The organism is Paracoccus sp. SM22M-07 (genome assembly GCF_001887735.1).
In the GTDB taxonomy this organism is placed as follows: Bacteria; Pseudomonadota; Alphaproteobacteria; order Rhodobacterales; family Rhodobacteraceae; genus Paracoccus.
Window position 1 is genome coordinate 17,053 of sequence record NZ_JPKW01000012.1, and the last position, 17,068, is coordinate 34,120.

General features: G+C 65.1%; 14 protein-coding genes. 8 read left to right on the forward strand and 6 right to left on the reverse strand.

What is annotated here, in order from left to right; translation table 11 throughout:
* Positions 1 to 11: 11 nt before the first annotated feature.
* Positions 12 to 542: a sarcosine oxidase subunit gamma gene (locus IE00_RS15540; RefSeq protein ID WP_072298117.1), complete on the forward strand. Its 531-nt coding sequence runs from the start codon at positions 12 to 14 to the stop codon at positions 540 to 542.
* A gap of 78 nt (positions 543 to 620) precedes the next feature.
* Positions 621 to 1,883, forward strand: a complete 1,263-nt coding sequence (gene glyA, locus IE00_RS15545) for a serine hydroxymethyltransferase (protein WP_072298118.1) — start codon at positions 621 to 623, stop codon at positions 1,881 to 1,883.
* Positions 1,884 to 1,957: 74 nt separating this feature from the next.
* Here glyA and purU read toward each other — a convergent pair whose 3' ends face one another.
* On the reverse strand, positions 1,958 to 2,842 hold the full coding sequence (gene purU / locus IE00_RS15550; RefSeq protein ID WP_072298119.1) for a formyltetrahydrofolate deformylase: 885 nt from the start codon (positions 2,840 to 2,842) through the stop codon (positions 1,958 to 1,960).
* Positions 2,843 to 3,325: 483 nt separating this feature from the next.
* On the opposite strand from purU, the gene IE00_RS15555 reads away from it, so the two are divergent.
* On the forward strand, positions 3,326 to 4,966 hold the full coding sequence (locus IE00_RS15555; protein WP_072298189.1) for a BCCT family transporter: 1,641 nt from the start codon (positions 3,326 to 3,328) through the stop codon (positions 4,964 to 4,966).
* Positions 4,967 to 5,023: 57 nt separating this feature from the next.
* Here the strand turns inward: IE00_RS15555 and IE00_RS15560 are convergent, their stop codons facing one another.
* The gene (locus IE00_RS15560; RefSeq protein ID WP_072298190.1) at positions 5,024 to 6,046 is read right to left on the reverse strand and encodes a GlxA family transcriptional regulator; all 1,023 of its coding nucleotides are present in this window, start codon (positions 6,044 to 6,046) and stop codon (positions 5,024 to 5,026) included.
* 229 nt (positions 6,047 to 6,275) lie between these two features.
* Between IE00_RS15560 and IE00_RS15565 the strand changes: the two genes are divergently transcribed.
* The 4 genes from IE00_RS15565 to IE00_RS15580 all read left to right on the forward strand — a co-directional run bounded on the left by IE00_RS15565 (position 6,276) and on the right by IE00_RS15580 (position 11,586).
* Complete coding sequence (locus tag IE00_RS15565) at positions 6,276 to 7,025, forward strand: electron transfer flavoprotein subunit beta/FixA family protein (protein ID WP_072298120.1); 750 nt, start codon at positions 6,276 to 6,278, stop codon at positions 7,023 to 7,025.
* Between the two features lie 17 nt (positions 7,026 to 7,042).
* The gene (locus tag IE00_RS15570; RefSeq protein ID WP_072298121.1) at positions 7,043 to 7,975 is read left to right on the forward strand and encodes an electron transfer flavoprotein subunit alpha/FixB family protein; all 933 of its coding nucleotides are present in this window, start codon (positions 7,043 to 7,045) and stop codon (positions 7,973 to 7,975) included.
* Entirely contained in the window at positions 7,972 to 8,889 is a 918-nt protein-coding gene (folD, locus tag IE00_RS15575) for a bifunctional methylenetetrahydrofolate dehydrogenase/methenyltetrahydrofolate cyclohydrolase FolD (RefSeq protein ID WP_240493935.1), read from the forward strand. Before IE00_RS15570 ends, folD begins: the two co-directional genes overlap by 4 nt.
* Positions 8,890 to 9,024: 135 nt before the next feature.
* Positions 9,025 to 11,586 (forward strand): FAD-dependent oxidoreductase, encoded by a 2,562-nt coding sequence (locus tag IE00_RS15580; RefSeq protein WP_072298122.1) that lies wholly within the window; start codon positions 9,025 to 9,027, stop codon positions 11,584 to 11,586.
* Between the two features lie 87 nt (positions 11,587 to 11,673).
* Here the strand turns inward: IE00_RS15580 and IE00_RS15585 are convergent, their stop codons facing one another.
* Positions 11,674 to 12,759 carry a catalase family protein gene (locus IE00_RS15585; protein WP_072298123.1) on the reverse strand — a complete coding sequence of 362 codons (1,086 nt, stop codon included), beginning with the start codon at positions 12,757 to 12,759 and terminating at the stop codon, positions 11,674 to 11,676.
* A gap of 279 nt (positions 12,760 to 13,038) precedes the next feature.
* Here IE00_RS15585 and IE00_RS15590 point away from each other — a divergent pair, with 279 nt between their 5' ends.
* The gene (locus tag IE00_RS15590; protein ID WP_072298192.1) at positions 13,039 to 14,469 is read left to right on the forward strand and encodes a PAS domain-containing protein; all 1,431 of its coding nucleotides are present in this window, start codon (positions 13,039 to 13,041) and stop codon (positions 14,467 to 14,469) included.
* 77 nt (positions 14,470 to 14,546) lie between these two features.
* Here the strand turns inward: IE00_RS15590 and IE00_RS15595 are convergent, their stop codons facing one another.
* From IE00_RS15595 to IE00_RS15605, 3 genes are all read right to left on the reverse strand, one after another.
* A complete protein-coding gene (locus tag IE00_RS15595; protein WP_072298124.1) occupies positions 14,547 to 15,122 on the reverse strand; it encodes a TetR/AcrR family transcriptional regulator in 576 nt (191 codons plus the stop codon).
* Between the two features lie 203 nt (positions 15,123 to 15,325).
* Entirely contained in the window at positions 15,326 to 15,691 is a 366-nt protein-coding gene (locus IE00_RS15600; protein WP_072298125.1) for a DUF4440 domain-containing protein, read from the reverse strand.
* A 314-nt stretch (positions 15,692 to 16,005) separates the two neighbouring features.
* Positions 16,006 to 17,064 carry an ornithine cyclodeaminase gene (locus tag IE00_RS15605; RefSeq protein WP_072298126.1) on the reverse strand — a complete coding sequence of 353 codons (1,059 nt, stop codon included), beginning with the start codon at positions 17,062 to 17,064 and terminating at the stop codon, positions 16,006 to 16,008.
* Positions 17,065 to 17,068: the final 4 nt, after the last annotated feature.

Genomic DNA, 17,068 nt, shown 5'->3' on the forward strand with positions numbered 1-17,068 from the left:
GGAGCGACGACATGACCACGCAACGCCACGAGTTCGACCCCACGCCCTTCCTGGTCGAGGAACTGCCCCCGCGCCCGCGATTTTCCCTGCGCGTGCGTCCCGGCAACCGGGCGGCCCTGGCCGCCGCGCTGTCGCTGGAGCTGCCGACCACCGTCGGCCATCGCGCGTCCGGCCCAGGGCCCGAGGTTCTGTGCCTTGGCCCCGACGAATGGACCGTCCTTGTCGATGAGGCCGCACCGCTGGTCGCGGCGTCCCGCGATGCCTATGTCCAGATCCCGCACAGCCTGGTCGAGATCAGCGACCGAGAGATCACGCTGCGCATATCCGGCGCGCAGGCCCTGACAGCACTGACCACCGGCTGCCCCCGCGACATCGAGGCGATGCCCGTGGGGCAGGGGGCGCGGACGCTTTACGACAGCGCCACCGTCACCCTGTGGCGCGACGACCGCCAGGATTTCCGCATGGATGTCTGGTGCAGCTTTCTGCCGCATGTGCGCGCCATTCTCGACCAGGTGCTGGTCGAGCTGCGTTCGGGCCTCTAGGCCCCGCCACCCCCTTGTCCCCGTCCCGCCGCGACCCTGATGGTCGCGGGCGGCCCCGTCATGCCGAAAGGAACCCCCATGCTGGACTTCAAGACGCCTGCCATCTCGGACAGCGCCATCGCCGATGCCATCGGCCGCGAGCTGCTGCGCCAGCAGGATCAGATCGAGCTGATCGCCTCGGAAAACATCGTCTCGGCCGACGTGCTGGCGGCCCAGGGGTCGGTCCTGACCAACAAATACGCCGAAGGCTATCCCGGCAAACGCTATTACGGTGGCTGCGAATTCGTGGACGCGGTCGAGGATATCGCCCGCGACCGCCTGAAGCAGCTGTTCGGCGCAGGCCATGTGAACGTCCAGCCGCATTCCGGCGCCCAGGCCAACCAGGCGGTCTTTCTGGCGCTGCTGCAGCCTGGCGACAAGATCATGGGCCTGTCGCTGGCGCATGGCGGTCACCTGACCCACGGTTCGCCCGTGACCATGTCCGGAAAATGGTTCCAGGTCGTCAGCTATGAGGTCGAACCCGACACCCACCTGATCGACATGGCCAAGGTCCGCGACTTGGCGCTGGCCGAACGTCCCAAGCTGATCGTGGCCGGCGCATCCGCCTATCCGCGCCACATGGATTTCGCCGCCTTCCGCGCCATCGCGGACGAGGTCGGTGCCTGGCTGATGGTGGACATGGCGCATTACGCGGGCCTGATCGCGGCGGGCGAATACCCCAACCCGGTGCCCCATGCCCATGTCGTCACATCGACCACGCACAAGACCCTGCGCGGCCCACGCGGTGGCGTCATCCTGACCAATGACGACGATCTGGCCAAGAAGTTCAACTCGGCCGTCTTCCCGGGCAACCAGGGCGGCCCGCTGATGCATGTGATCGCCGCCAAGGCCGTGGCCTTCGGCGAGGCGCTGCAACCGTCCTTCAAGGATTACGCCCGCGATGTCATCGCCAATGCCCGCGCGCTGGCCGACGCGCTGACCGCGGGGGGCATGGGCATCGTGTCGGGCGGCACCGATTGCCACATGGTCCTGTGCGACCTGCGCCCCCTGGGCGTGACCGGCAAGGCCGCCGAGATCGCGTTGGAGCGCGCGGGCCTGACCTGCAACAAGAACGCCATCCCCTTCGACCCCGAAAAGCCCTTCGTCACCAGCGGCATCCGCCTTGGCAGTTCCGCCGGAACCACCCGTGGATTCCACGAGGCCGAATTCCGCCAGATCGGCGAGATGATCCTGCGCGTCCTGAAGGCGCTGGCCACTAATCCCGATGGCTGCGTCGACACGGAAACCAGCGTCCGCGCCCAGGTCAAGGCGATCTGCGATCGTTTCCCCATCTATCGCTGATGCCCCTGGGCATCCCGGTCACCGCGGCGGCAGGGTGATGCCGCCGCAAGGCCCCGGCGGCAAGCCCGCCGGGGTCATCCCATGCGTTCGGACGCATATTCGTTCGGGCTGGCGGGGAAGACGACGGTCTTGTCGCCGCTGATGAAGACGCGGCGATGGATATGGGCGTGGATCGCCCGCGCCAAGACCTGACTTTCGACGTCGCGACCCAGACTGACGTAATCGCCGGCGCTTTGGGCATGGGTGACACGGACTGTGTCCTGTTCGATGATCGGACCTTCGTCCAGATCGGCGGTGACGTAATGGCTGGTCGCGCCGATCAGCTTGACGCCCCGGTCGAAGGCCTGGCGATAAGGGTTCGCGCCCTTGAAGCTGGGCAGGAACGAATGGTGGATGTTTATGATGCGTCCCGACATCTTGCGGCACATCTCGTCCGACAGGACCTGCATATAGCGTGCCAGCACGATCAGTTCGGCACCCGCCTCCTGCACGATGCGCATCTGTTCGGCCTCGGCGCGGGCCTTGTTGCCCTTGGTGACCTTGATGCAGTGGAAGGGCAGGTCGTGGTTCACGACGACCTTCTGATAATCCATGTGGTTCGAGATCACGGCCACGATGTCGATCGGCAGTGCGCCGATCCGCCAGCGGTACAGCAGGTCGTTCAGGCAATGGCCGAAACGGCTGACCATGATGACGACCTTCATCTTCTCGCAGGGATCATGGAAGGCATGGACGATATCGGTGCCTTCGGTCGCGTCCCGCAGGTCCCGGTCCAGATCGTCGCGGGTCTTGCCCTGTTCGGACATGAGGCTGAGGCGCATGAAGAAGCGGTCGTTCTGCAGATCGGTGAATTGCGAACTGTCGTGAATGTTGCAGCCCGCCTTGGCCAGAACCGAGGCGATCGTCGCGACGACCCCGGTCCGGACAGGGCAGGAGACGGTCAGAATAAGCTGGGGCATGGATGATGTCCTTCGGGCGGTCGCTGAGGGGGATGCGTTCGGCCGGACCGGCCGCGGGGGCCGATCGCGTGATCGGCCGATACCCCAAGGCCTAGCGGCTGTGGCCGGTGCGGGCGTGAAGATTTGCGACGCCGTGCCAGCAGCTTTGCGCCACTCGGCGGGGCTGACGCAGAGGCGGGCCGCGGCCTCCGACAAAGGTGCGACGCGATGCTACCGCCGGAATGTCGCATGCATTCTGCGCCCTTGCGTCACTTCGCCACATAAACGTCAAACTTCATATTGCTTGTCACGTCCCTTCGCCGGGTAAGCCGCAGATTGCAGGGAAAGAACGCCGGAGAGCCCGTCTCTCTGTCCGGCCGGGGCTTCACGCGCCCTGGCCGTCCGATGCCGACATGCCATGCGCCACGACCAAGACGGTGATCATCGAAGAGGCCCCTTCAGGCAGGCACCAAGCCAACTCAGGAGGACGAAAGCTTGACCTTTATCACAAAGGACGGCGAGGAAGCCGGGCCGCAGGCGGATACACCCCCGCCGGAAAGCGTGATCCAGACCGACTATCAGGTCGGTCAGGACAATATCGAAGGACATCTGGGGCCCTGGGGCTTCAGCGTCCACAACCCGGTCTTTCTGATCTCGGCCACCTGCATCATCGCCTTCGTGGTCTTCACGCTGGCCCTTCCCACGATCGCGGGCGACCTGTTCAGCGGCCTGTTTTCCGGCGTGACCAAGGGCTTCGACTGGTTCTTCATCGCCGCCGCCGACATCTTCGTCATCATGTGCCTGGTGCTGGTCGTCAGCCCCTATGGCAAGATCCGCCTTGGCGGCGCGAACGCGGTCCCCGATTTCGGCTATGTCAGCTGGTTCTCGATGCTGTTCGCGGCGGGGATGGGCATCGGGCTGATGTTCTATGGCGTCAGCGAACCGCTGAGCCATTTCGGATCGTCCTCGGGCGGGATCGCGGCGGGGGCCGACGGTGTCCGCACCGATTGGGCGCCGCTTGGCGCCGCCGCCACCCAGGAGGAGGCCATCCGCCTTGGCATGGCCGCCACGATCTTCCACTGGGCACTGCACCCTTGGGCGATCTATGCGGTGGTGGGACTCAGCCTGGCGCTGTTCAGCTATAACAAGGGGCTGCCGCTGACGATCCGTTCGGCCTTCTACCCGATCTTCGGGGAAAGGGTCTGGGGCTGGCCGGGACACCTGATCGATATCCTGGCGGTCTTTGCCACGCTGTTCGGCCTGGCGACATCGCTTGGACTGGGCGCGGTGCAGGCCAATGCCGGCTTCAACAAGCTGTTCGGCATGCCCATCAACGAAACCTCGCAGATCATCCTGATCATCGGCATCACGGCCATCGCGCTCTATTCGGTGGTTCGCGGTCTGGAAGCGGGCGTCAAGCGCATGTCCGAGATCAACATGGTGCTGGCCTTCGCGCTGCTGATGTTCGTGCTGTTTGCGGGCCCGACGCTGCTGCTTCTGACCGACATGGGCGATTTCCTTCTGGCCTATGTCCAGTATCTGCCGGCGCTGTCGAACCCGGTGGGGCGCGAGGACGTGAACTTCATGCAGGGCTGGACGGCCTTCTACTGGGCTTGGTGGATCAGCTGGTCGCCCTTCGTCGGCATGTTCATCGCCCGCGTGTCGCGTGGCCGAACGGTGCGGGAATTCCTGATCAGCGTGCTGCTGATCCCGTCGCTGGTCTGCGTGGTGTGGATGTCGATCTTTGGCGGCGAGGCGATCAGCCAGCTGGTGCGCGAAAGCTATGGCGCGGTGCGCGACGCCGACCTGCCGCTGCAGCTGTTCGCGATGCTGGACGCTCTGCCGCTGGCGCAGGTCACCTCCTTCGTCGGCATCGTGCTGGTGATCGTGTTCTTCGTCACCTCGTCGGATTCGGGGTCGCTGGTGATCGACACGATCACCTCGGGGGGCAAGGTCGATGCGCCGATCCCGCAGCGCGTCTTTTGGTGCGTCTTCGAGGCGATCATCGCGATCGTCCTGCTGATGTCGGCGGGCGGTCTGGCATCGCTGCAATCGATGGTCATTTCGACCGGGCTGCCCTTCACGGTGCTGCTGCTGCTGATGTGCGTGGCGACATGGAAAGGGCTGGCCAGCGAACCGCGCTGAACCCGCACCTGACGGCAACGATCGGGCCCCCGCATCCGCTGCGGGGGCCCTTTGCGTTCAGGCATGCACCAGCCGCAGCGCCTGCGGGGTCTGGCCATAGCGGCGGCGGAACATCCGGCTCAGATGCGATGAATCGCAGAACCCGCATTCCAGCGCGATCTGCGAAATGGCCCGGTCGCCCGAGACGATCAGGTGATGCGCCAGCGACAGGCGCATGTCCAGGAAGGCGGCCTGGGGCGATGTGCCAAGCGCCGCCTGGAAATGGCGCTCCAGCTGGCGCTTGCTGTGCCCGATGCGGCGCGCGATCTCGGCCACGGTGAAGGGCTGTTCGATATTCTGCTGCATCAGCAGCAGCGCGCGCAGCACCATCGGGTCGCGGGTCTTGAAATCCATGGTGATGCCGGGCTGCGGCTTTTCGGCCTGCAGGGCCTCGTCGATGATCATGATGTGCAGGCTCTTGCTGGCCTGGGCGCGGCCGACATGCTTGTCGACCAGATAGGCCGCCAGATGGGCCGAACTGGCGCCGCCCGAACAGGTCAGCCGGTTGCCATCCACCACGAAGATCTGGTCGGTGACGGGGTTCAGCCCTTCGAACTGTTCCAGGAAATCGGCGTGGTGAAACCAGCTGACGCAGCAGCGATAGCCTTGCAGAAGCCCCGCCTGATGCAGAAGGAAGGCGCCCGTGCAGACACCCACCAGCGGCACCCCCGCCGCTGCCGCATCATGCAGGAAGCGGTGATAGACAGGGGGCAGGACCGCCTCGTCCTCCATCAATCCGCCGATCACCACGACGTAATCGAAGCGCGCCGGATCGCCCAAACGCTCCTTGGGCTGAACGCCGATCCCGCAGCTGGAGGTGACGGCCTCCATCGTGTCCGACAACACCGTCCAGTTGCACAGGATGGGTCGGCTGCGATCGCCTTCATCGGCCGCCAGCCGCAGGACATCGACGAAATTCGCGAAGGCGCAGAGCGTGAAGCGCCGTGCCAGGATGAAGCCGACCGACAGGCGCGCCTGTCCCTGTTGCCTGCGGATCTGGCGCGGCACCGTGGGGCGGGAAAGGGTGGGGGCAAGGCTCATGGCGTGGCCTTCGGATGAATGTGTCGGTTCCATGTCGTAGCCCTAATCCCGTGATGACGCAAATGTCCTGTCGCATCTGTCGGTCGAAAGGCAATGTGACGGCCAGACGGACCTGTCATCGGCCCGATCAGGCGGCACCAGGGCGCAAGTCGCCGGACCCGCCGGACCGGATCGATGCGCCGCCCCGAACCCGCCCTGTCACCGGGGTGCCCGACAAAAAGGAAACGCCATGAAGATCCTGGTCCCGGTCAAGCGGGTGGTCGATCACAACGTCAAGATCCGTGTGAAAACCGATGGCAGCGGTGTGGATCTGGCCAATGCCAAGATGTCGATGAACCCCTTTGACGAGATCGCGGTCGAACAGGCGATGCGCATGAAGGAAGCCGGCGAGGCCACAGAGGTGGTCGTCGTTTCGGTCGGTCCCGCGCAAGCGCAGGAGGTGCTGCGCACCGCGTTGGCGATGGGTGCCGACCGGGCCATCCTGATCCTGGCCGATGGTCGGGTCGAGCCGCTCTCTGTCGCAAAGATCTTGCAGCGGGTGGCGCAGTCCGAAGGGGCCGGGATGGTCATCCTGGGCAAGCAGGCCATCGACGACGACTGCAACCAGACCGGCCAGATGCTGGCCGCGCTGCTGGGTTGGAGCCAGGCGACCTTTGCCTCGAAGATCGAGATGGACGGCGCGTATGCCCTGGTCACGCGCGAGATCGACGGCGGTCTTCAGCAGATCCGCGTCACGCTGCCCGCCGTGGTGACCGCCGATCTGCGGTTGAACGAACCGCGCTATGCCTCGTTGCCCAACATCATGAAGGCCAAGAAAAAGCCGCTGGTCCAGCAGACCCCCGAAGATCTGGGCCTGTCCATCGCCCCCCGCCTGACCGTCCTGCGCGTCGAGGAGCCTGTCGCCCGCGCCAGCGGCATCAAGGTCGGCAGCGTCGCCGAGCTGCTGGACAAGCTGAAGACCGAAGCCGCCGTCATCTGAACCCGGGAGAGACCGCCATGGCCATCCTTCTTTTCGCCGACCACGACAACGCCTCCCTTTCGGAACACAGCGCCCGCGCCCTTGGCGCCGCCCTGCAGATCGGCCCCGAGGTCGACATTCTGATCGCCGGGCAGGGCGCCCGCGCCGCCGCCGATGCCGCAGCCGCGCTTGCCGGCGTCCGCCGCGTCCTGTTGGCCGAAGCCGAGCCGCTGGCCGAACGCCTGGCCGAACCGACGGCCGCGCTGATCGTGCAGCTTGCGGGCGAATACGACACGATCCTGGCCCCCGCGACCAGCAGCGGCAAGAATGTGCTGCCGCGTGTCGCCGCACTTCTGGACGTGATGCAGATATCCGAAGTGACCCAGATCGTCGCGCCCGACACCTTCAAGCGCCCGATCTATGCCGGAAACGCGATCGAGGTCGTGCAATCGACCGACGCCCTGCGCGTCCTGACGATCCGCAGCGCCAGCTTTGCCCCGGCCGCCACCGGCTGCGGCGTGGCACCCGTCGTCGCGGTCGATCCTGCCGCAGCCCCGGCGCTGTCCAGCTTTGGCCGCAACCTGCTGTCGGTCAGCGACCGTCCCGACCTGTCCTCGGCGCGGATCGTCGTGTCGGGCGGCCGGGCGCTTGCGTCGAAACAGCGCTTCGAGGAGGTCATCAACCCCTTGGCCGACAAGCTGGGCGCCGCCGTGGGTGCCAGTCGCGCGGCGGTCGATGCGGGTTATGCGGCGAATGACCATCAGGTCGGCCAGACCGGCAAGGTGGTGGCGCCCGATCTCTATATCGCCTGCGGCATCTCGGGGGCGATCCAGCATCTGGCGGGAATGAAGGACAGCCGGATCATCGTCGCCATCAACAGCGACGGCGAGGCACCCATCTTTCAGGTCGCCGATTACGGCATCGTCGGCGATATCTTCGACATCGTCCCCCAGATGGAACGCGCGCTGTGACCCTGGGCGCCGCCACGCAGCCGCGTCCGGACGTGGGCGCGATCATCGACGGCAAGGCGCATGCAGCGGGCCTGGGCGACCGGATCGCCCGCCATGTGCAGGCCTTTGCCGCCCATACGGGTCGCGCGCCGGGTCTGGCCGTGGTCCTGGTCGGCACCGATCCCGCCAGCGAGGTCTATGTCCGCAGCAAGGGCCGCATGGCCCGCAAGCTGGGGATGGAAAGCTTTGAACATGTCCTGCCCCAGACCGTGTCCCAGCCAGACCTGATGGCGCTGGTCGCGCGGCTGAACGCCGACAGGGCGGTGGACGGCATCCTGGTGCAGCTGCCGCTGCCCAAGGGGCTGGACAGCCTGGCCGTCATCAAGGCCATCGATCCGGCCAAGGATGTCGACGGATTGCACCCGGAAAACGCGGGCTATCTGGCGTCGGGGCTGCCGGGACTGGTGTCCTGCACGCCGCTTGGTTGCCTGATGCTGCTGAAGGCCAGCCTTGGCGATCTGTCGGGGCTGGACGCCATCGTCGTCGGCCGGTCGATCCTGGTCGGCAAGCCGATGGCGCAGCTGCTGCTGGCGGAACACTGCACCGTCACCATGGCCCATTCGCGCACCTGCGATCTGGCCGCCAAGGTGGGTCGGGCCGATATCGTCGTCGCCGCCGTCGGTTCGGCCGAGATGATCGCGGGCGACTGGATCAAGCCCGGCGCGACGGTCATCGATGTCGGCACCAGCCGCGTCATTCGCGACGGGGAAAAACGCCTGGTGGGCGATGTCGATTTCGCCGGCGCGCGGGCACGGGCGCGGGCCATCACGCCGGTGCCGGACGGCGTCGGGCCGATGACCATCATGACGCTGATGCACAACACCATGCTTGCGGCATTCCGACGCGCCGGATTGCCCGAACCGACGCTGGACTGAATTGCCGCCCCCCGATCGGGGCGATAACGTGATCTGGCGCCCCACGCGCCTTCGACCCCGCCGCCCCGGTGGCGGGCCACCAAACCAAGGGACCGGCACAGACGCCGCGCCATCACAGCCGCAAGGATCAAGAAGATGTCCTCATTTCCGCAGCACGCCCGCGTCGTCATCGTCGGCCTTGGCGGTATCGTCGGGGCCTCGGTCGCCCATCACCTGATCGAGAACGGTTGGGACGACATCGTGGGGATCGACAAGTCGGGCATTCCGACGGATGTCGGGTCCACGGCGCATGCGTCCGATTTCTGCTATGCGACCAGCCATGATCTGCTGTCCTGCTGGACGACCATGTATTCCATGGATTTCTATGAAAAGCTGGGCAATTACAAACGCATCGGCGGGCTTGAGGTGGCGCGCGTGGGCGATGATGCCCGCATGGCCGAACTGCGTCGTCGCGTCGATTCGGGCCGCGCCTTCGGCACCAATGTCAGCATCATTTCGGCCGCCGAGGCCAAGGTCAAGTTCCCCCTGCTGGAGGAGGACCAGATCCAGGGCGCGCTGTGGGACCCCGATGCGGGCCTGGTGGTGCCGCGGTCGCAGACCGTCGCGGGCAAGCTGGTCGACATGGCCGAGGCCGCCGGCAAGCTGAAGGCCTTTGCCAACACCCCCGCGCTGGAGCTGCTGCATGAAAACGGCCGGATCACCGGCGTGCGCACCACGCGTGGCACGATCATGGCCGATCACGTCGTGGTCTGCGCGGGCCTCTGGGGACGTCTGATCGCCGAGATGGCCGGAGAGGACCTGCCCGTCATGCCGGTCGACCACCCGCTGACCTTTTTCGGTCCCTATAACGAATTCGAAGGCACCGGACTGGAGATCGGCCGTCCGCTGCTGCGCGATCAGGGCAACTCGGCCTATCTGCGCGACACGGGCGACCCGGCCACGACCGAGGGCGGCCAGATCGAATGGGGCTATTACTATGAAAAGGACGTGCGGATGGTCCATCCGCGCGACCTGTTGGAAAAGCACCAGGCGCGGCTGTCACCCTCGCAGCGCGACCTGGTGCTGGACGACGTGATCGAGCCCCTGGAACGCGCGATGGAGCTGACGCCGATCCTGGGCGAGCTGGGCTTCAACGAAAGCCATTCCTTCAACGGGTTGCTGCAGACCACCACCGATGGCGGCCCCTCCATGGGCGAAAGCCGCAAGCTGCGGGGGTTGTGGTATGCCGTCGCGATTTGGGTCAAGGACGGGCCCGGCATGGGCAAGCTGATCGCCGACTGGATGACCAAGGGCCGGACCGAGATCGACCACCACGGCATCGACTATGCCCGTTTCAACGATTTCCAACTGACCGAGGATTTCATCGCCGGCCGCTGCGAGGAAACCGCCGCCAAGATCTATAACCCGCCGGTGCATCCGCGCGAACCCTTCGGCAATGGCCGCGGCATCCGCCGGTCGCCCTTCCACGCGCGCGAGGTCGAACTGGGTGGGCATTTCATGGAGCTGGGGGGCTGGGAACGCGCCCATGGCTATGCCGCCAACGATCACCTGCTGGAGAAATATGCAGGCCAGGTGCCCGAGCGCGAGAACGAATGGGACAGCCGCCATTTCTGGCGCGTGTCCAATGCCGAGCAGCTGGAGATGAGCGCCGATTGCGGCATCATCAACCTGTCGCATTTCCACATGACCGACATCAGCGGTCCCGACCATGTCGCGCTGATGGAATGGCTGTGCGCCGCGAAAATCGGCGGCGACGGCAATATCGGCAAGGGCATCTATACCCATATGCTGGACGAGGAAGGCATGGTCCGCGCCGACTTCACCGTCTTCCGCATGGCCGACCGCTGCCGGCTGGTGAACGGTGCCGATGCCGGTCCGCGCGACCTGATGTACATGCGCCGCGTGGCGCAGGACAAAGGCTTCGACGTCACCATCACCGACGTGACCGAGGATTTCACCACCATCGGCATCTGGGGTCCGAATGCGCGGATGAACCTGAAGAAGGTGGTGGCCGATCCGGACGCGCTGGACGACGCGGCCTTTCCCTTTGCCGCCATCCGCGAAATCCAGATCGCGGGCTGCAAGGTCATGGCCTTCCGCATCTCCTATGTCGGTGAACAGGGGTGGGAACTGCACATGCCCTATGCCGACGGGTTGGCGGTCTGGGATGCGCTGCGCGCCGCCGGCGTGATGGCCGTGGGGGTCGAAACCTATGCCAACTCTCGCCGTCTGGAAAAGTCGCTGCGCCTGCAGAACGCGGACCTGCTGACCCAGTACAACCTGCTGGAGGCCGATCTGGCCCGACCCAAGGTCAAGGAGGCGGATTTCGTCGGAAAGGCCAAGCATATCGAATACCGCGCCCGCGACCATCAGCCCGCGATGCTGTGCACGCTGGTGATGACCGACAACGTTGATGCCGCGGGCGTCGCCCGCTATCCGGTGGGCACGCTGCCGGTTATGGACCCCGACACCGGCGCGGTGCTGATCGACGAACTGGGGCGGCGGTCCTATACGACCTCGATCGCCTATGGCCCGACGATCGGCAAGAATATCGCGCTGGCCTATCTGCCGCATGAATACTGCCAGATGGGGCGCAAGCTGCAGGTCAGCTATTTCGACGAGATCTATCCCGTGGAAGTCGCAGGCATCGGCTATGCCCCGCTTTATGATCCCCAGAACACCAAACCCAGAAGCTGAGGCAAAGCGTCGTTGATCGAAACCCTGGACGCGGCCGCCATGGTGGCCGCGTCTTGACGACAGATCTGCCGCGACAGGTCGGGGCGGTCAGTCCAGCCGCGCGGCGCGGGGATCGTGGATGGGGCAGCCATTGACCCTTTCGCGGAAGCGGGCCGAATGCAGATAGGTCGCGTTGCGGGCGCGGTTGATCGACCCCATCGGACGATGCGCGGCGATCCCGTTCCAGGGCGAAAAGCGCATGCCGTCATCGACATTGCGGGCACGCGTCTCGCTCCAGCCGGGTTGTGCGGCCGCCTGAAGGATGGCGACGGTGCGAAAGGGTGAAATGGCCTCGTCCCACGGTTTTGTCGCGTCCTCCAGCGGCTGACGGTCAGGATCACGGCACAGCTGGGCGCGCAGCTCCCACCGGCAGGGGGTGTTCCTGGTGACGATGTCGATCTCCTCGCGCAGCGCGTCGGGCCGCCCCGAGGCGTCGATCGTCCGCCCCGTCAGCGCCGACAGCGTTTCGGAAACCGGCACCAGCTGCAGCTTGGCCACATGGGCGCCAAAGCGATAGGGTGTCTGGGTATAGTAGGTTTCGCCCAAGGGATGGGTGTTCGGGGCTCCGCCCAAGGCGTTCAGGGTCGAACTGGGCCCGGTCGTCGCCGTCAGCACGCTCTGGACACCGCGCAGCGTCTTCGAGAGCAGCTTCTTGGCCCATTCCGCCCGGTCGGTCGTCCGCGCCAACAGCTTCAGCGTCGAAAGAAAGGCCTGGGCATCGGGTGCCGAAAAGGCCGGCCCGTTGGCCATCACGAAATCCTGCGACCGCGCGTCTTCGGATCCTGGCAGGCGCGGTCCCTGAACGTTCAGCACCTTGATCGCCATCCCGCGCGGCACCGACACCGCGTCATCCAGCAGGTCGCCCGGATTGGTCGAAACCCGCATGATCACGTCGTGATCGCCCGGCGCGGCAAAGATCCCCTGCGCGTATTCGAGCGGCAGATCGCCCGGAATGGTCATGGTCGCGGCCAGCAGCGCGTGGCTTTTGGCATGAACCGACCGATAGGCGTGACCCTCGTCCTCGGCCACCCGTTCCAGGATCGTGTCGAAGGTGGCGTTCAATTCCCTGATGGTGTCGCCTTCGTCGGCCGAAATCGTTTCCAGATCGTCGGAATAGGGGATGGGGGTCTTCATCTGTCCCTCCTGAGGTGGCGGTACCACGAAAGCGTCGCGACGGCGTGCCGGAACAGGGATCAAGCCCAAGGTCCCGTTCGCGCAAAACCGCCCCGGCGCGATATGGTTCCGCGCCGCCCTTGCGGTGCCTTTCCGCCTTGGGTTGCCGCCACCCTGATCGCGATCCCGTGATAGGCGTTGCAAAATCGGCCCTTGTGGAACATTTGTTCCCGAACGCAATTCGATGAAAGACGGGCGGCACCAAGCGCCCTGTGGCGGAGGCTGACCTTCTTGGCGCAGATGACACATCAGGAACCGGCGGCGCATTTCCCCCTGCCGCAGACCGACAATCCTTTCGTGGCCGCCTTTGCGGCGACGCGCATGCCCATGCTGATCACCGACCCCCACCAACCCGACAACCCGATCATCTTCGTCAACGCCGCCTTTCTGCAGCTGACCGGATATGACCGCGATGAGATTTTGGGCAGCAATTGTCGTTTCCTGCAGGGTCCGGGGACCAATGCGGATGACGTGGCCAAGGTCCGTCAGGCGGTCGAACGGCTGGAAAGCATCGAGATCGACCTGCTGAACTATCGCAAGGACGGTTCGACCTTCTGGAACAGGCTGCTGGTGTCGCCGGTCTTCAGCAAGGCGGGCGAACTGACGCATTTCTTCGCCTCGCAATTCGACGTCTCGCCCGAGCGCAACCGCCTGGCCGAACTGGCCATGACCCAGACCGAACTGGAGGCCGAGATCGCCCGGCGCATGCAGGATATCGCGATGACCGAGACGCGGTTGCGTTTTGTTCTGGGCGCGGCCGAAATGGGGACCTGGACGCTTGACGTGACGAACCGTCGGCTTCTGTTGTCCAAGCAATGCCTGCTGAACCATGGCCGGCAGGAACATGAAAGCTTTGGCATGCCGCAGATGCTGGAGATCATCCTGCCCGAGGATCTGCCCCGCTGGCAGGAGGCGCTGGAAACCGCCATTCGCGACCGGTCGGAACTCAACGTGGAATACCGCGTCCGCACCCCCGACGACGACATCCGCTGGATCGAGATCCGGGGCAGCATCATCACCGATCCCGACGACCCCCAGATCACCATGGTCGGCGTCACCCAGAACATCACCGAACGCAAGAAGGCCGAGGAACACCGCCGCCTGCTGGCCCGCGAACTGGCCCACCGGGTCAAGAATTCGCTGGCCACCGCACAGGCCGTCTTCAGCCATTCGCTGCGCGGCGCCAGCGACATGGAGGATGCGCGATCCAAGGCCTTGGGCCGCATCCAGGCGATGTCGGCCGCACAGGACCTGCTGACGCGCGATCAGACGACCACGGCCAATCTGCGCGAAGTCGTCGAGGAGGCGTTGAAGCCCTTCGACAGCTTCGACATCCGGATCACCGGGCCCGGCATCGCCTTGGACGAAAAGGGGGTTTCGGCCTTTACCCTTGCGCTTTACGAACTGGCGACGAATTCGCTGAAATACGGCGCCCTCAGCGTCGACGGGGGCGCCGTCGTGATCGATTGGAAGGTCCTGTCGGACCGTCCGGATCATTTCGAATTCCGCTGGAGCGAACATTCAGGGCCGCCGGTCACGGCGCCTGAACGCCGGGGCTTCGGGTCGTCGATCATCGAGGACATCACTTCGGCGGATCTGGGTGGGACGGCCAATCTCAGCTTCAAGCCGAGTGGCGTGGAATACCACCTGCTGGCACCGCTGCGCGGCTGACCGCGTTACCGCGCGAGGCGATTTCAAGACCGGATCACCTGTCTGCACTGTCGCACAGGCAGGTGACCCTCCGGGGCCTACTCGTCCTCGACCAGCTTGTCCAAAAGCGCGCTGGCCTCTGCTTTTCCCAAGCCAGAGGATGTCAGCAGGGACGTCCCATAAGCAGCCGCGATCAGCACGCCTGCGCGACGGATTGTGTCCGGTGCCCCCAGCTGTCGCAGTTCCCTTGTGACGTGATCCATCAGCATCTGCTGATGGTCCGCCGCGATCCTGCACAGATCGGGGTCGTGACGCCCGCGTTCGGTGATCGCCTTGACCACGAAGCAACCACGGCCTTCATTCAGCTGGGCAATCTGATGGGCCATGGCGCGCAGGTTCTGGCGCGGGGTGCCCGGTGATCTGGCGATGTCCTCCATCAACCCGGCACATTGCCGCGAGTAAATCTCCAACGCCTCCAGCAGAACCGCGCGTTTGGACCCGAAGGCGGCGTAGAAGCTGGAACGGCTGAGGCCCATGTGGTCGATCAGATCGCCAATCGGCGTCGCCTCGAAGCCGCGATCCCACAGCAGGTTCATCGCCTTTATCAAGACAGCCTGCCGGTCGAAACCTGCCGGGCGGCCTGCCTTGCGCGGCGAGGGTGTCGGATTGGTCATCGGCGATACGGGATCCCGTTGTTTCCGGTATCCCTCCTATACCGAATGACGCCGAAATGCCATGGAACCGGGTAAAGTTTCCTGACGAAAGCCATGAAATCATAGGGTTGCAAGCGATCTCAGATTGGCTTTCTACGGAAAATCCCGGCCTTGCGGCCGGGATTGGTCCTTGACCATGAAGTAGCATGGGTGCGGCAGCCGCCTCAGTCCGACCCGTCACCCTTGGGCTGGGCAACCTGTGAATGCTGGACCACGGTCCAATCCTCATGCGCCTTTCGGCGATAGACCGAGGTGCAGGCGGCGGTAAAGCACAGATCGGCCTTTTCGGCTTTCACCTCATATCCCACCACGATCAGCCCCTCCTCGGGGCGCGAGATCTGGCGGTTCGAAAAGGTGACATCGTCCCATTCCGGCGTCCCTGCAACGGCCTCGACCGCGGCATCGCCCTGGAACAGATAGGGGGCGTGGCTCAGCGCCATGATGCATTCGGCATCGACCCGTTCATGATAGCGGCCCTGCGATGCCTGCCACAGGCTTTCCTCGAAATTCCAGACACGTTCGTCATCCATCTTGCAATCTCCTTGATGCTTGAAGGACCAACGGGGCGCAGGTCAGGGGGTTCCGCGCAGTCAGTGGCGCCCATGTTCCGTTCTGCGCGACCTGATCCGCCAATAAGACGCGTTTAGCCGAGGAAGGCCTCACCATGACCGTCGCCACGCACATGATGAACTTTGCCCGTGACGTGGCCAGCCGCGTGGTCTTTCTGGATCGGGATGATCCCGCCCGGGTCCTGCGCCATCTCCGGATTGCGCGACTGCAGGGTCTTCTGGCCGCGCAGGCCGCCTCACGCGAAGGGCCGTCCCGGCGTGGGGCGGCCAGCGGATCACGCCACGTCCGTGGCCTGGGACCGGCACAGCATGCCGAACAGGTCGCGCGGATCGTCGGGGTCGGCGATCATGTCCAGATCCTGGAAGAAGGGCGTACCCTGCAGACGCTGGTGAATGTGGCGCAGGGCGCTGAAATCCTCGATGGCGAAGCCGACGCTGTCGAACAGGGTGACCTGTGCGGCATCCGTCCGGCCCGCCACCTGACCCGCGATGACCTGCCACAGCTCGGTCACGGGATGGTCGGGGTCCAGTTGCTGAATCTCGCCCTCGATGCGGGTCTGAGGCGGGTATTCGACAAAGATCCCGGCACGGTGCAGGATCGCGGGGGCCAGTTCGGTCTTGCCCGGGCAATCCCCCCCAACCGCGTTGATATGCACCCCACCGCCGACCATGTTGTCGGTCAGGATCGTGGCGTATTGCTTGTCCGCGGTGCAGGTCGTGACGATCTGCGCGCCCAGGATCGCCTTCTCGGCGGTGGTGCAGGACACGACGGTCAGCCCGCGCCCGGCCAGGTTCGCCGCGCATTTGCGGGTCGCGGCCGGGTCGATGTCGAACAGCCGGACCTCCTCGATCCCGCAGACGGCCTTCATGGCCAAGGCCTGAAACTCGGCCTGCGCGCCGTTCCCAATCATCGCCATGACGCGGGCATCCCTGGGCGCCAGCCACTTTGCGGCCATCGCGCTGGTCGCCGCCGTGCGCAGCGCCGTCAGGATCGTCATCTCCGAAATCATCACCGGATAGCCGGTCGCCACGTCGGCCAGCACGCCGAAGGCCGTCACCGTCTGCAGGCCCCGCCGCGTGTTCGACGGGTGGCCGTTCACATATTTGAAGCCGTATTGCTGGCCATCCGATGTCGGCATCAGCTCGATCACGCCGATGTCGGAATGGCTGGCGACCCGGGGCGTCTTGTCGAATTCGGGCCAACGTCGGAAATCGGCCTCGATCTGGTCGGCCAGTTCGACCATCATCCGTTCGATGCCGACATGGTGGACCAGCCGCATCATGTGATCGACGCTGACAAAGGGCACGAGGGCCTGGCGCGAGGGCGGGGTCATGGAA

Coding starts and splice junctions, on each gene's coding strand:
- IE00_RS15540 (WP_072298117.1), top strand. CDS start 12: ATGACCACGCAACGCCACGAGTTCGACCCCACGCCCTTCCTGGTCGAG.
- glyA (WP_072298118.1), top strand. CDS start 621: ATGCTGGACTTCAAGACGCCTGCCATCTCGGACAGCGCCATCGCCGAT.
- purU (WP_072298119.1), bottom strand. CDS start 2,842: ATGCCCCAGCTTATTCTGACCGTCTCCTGCCCTGTCCGGACCGGGGTC.
- IE00_RS15560 (WP_072298190.1), bottom strand. CDS start 6,046: ATGAGCCTTGCCCCCACCCTTTCCCGCCCCACGGTGCCGCGCCAGATC.
- IE00_RS15565 (WP_072298120.1), top strand. CDS start 6,276: ATGAAGATCCTGGTCCCGGTCAAGCGGGTGGTCGATCACAACGTCAAG.
- IE00_RS15570 (WP_072298121.1), top strand. CDS start 7,043: ATGGCCATCCTTCTTTTCGCCGACCACGACAACGCCTCCCTTTCGGAA.
- IE00_RS15580 (WP_072298122.1), top strand. CDS start 9,025: ATGTCCTCATTTCCGCAGCACGCCCGCGTCGTCATCGTCGGCCTTGGC.
- IE00_RS15585 (WP_072298123.1), bottom strand. CDS start 12,759: ATGAAGACCCCCATCCCCTATTCCGACGATCTGGAAACGATTTCGGCC.
- IE00_RS15590 (WP_072298192.1), top strand. CDS start 13,039: ATGACACATCAGGAACCGGCGGCGCATTTCCCCCTGCCGCAGACCGAC.
- IE00_RS15595 (WP_072298124.1), bottom strand. CDS start 15,122: ATGACCAATCCGACACCCTCGCCGCGCAAGGCAGGCCGCCCGGCAGGT.
- IE00_RS15600 (WP_072298125.1), bottom strand. CDS start 15,691: ATGGATGACGAACGTGTCTGGAATTTCGAGGAAAGCCTGTGGCAGGCA.
- IE00_RS15605 (WP_072298126.1), bottom strand. CDS start 17,064: ATGACCCCGCCCTCGCGCCAGGCCCTCGTGCCCTTTGTCAGCGTCGAT.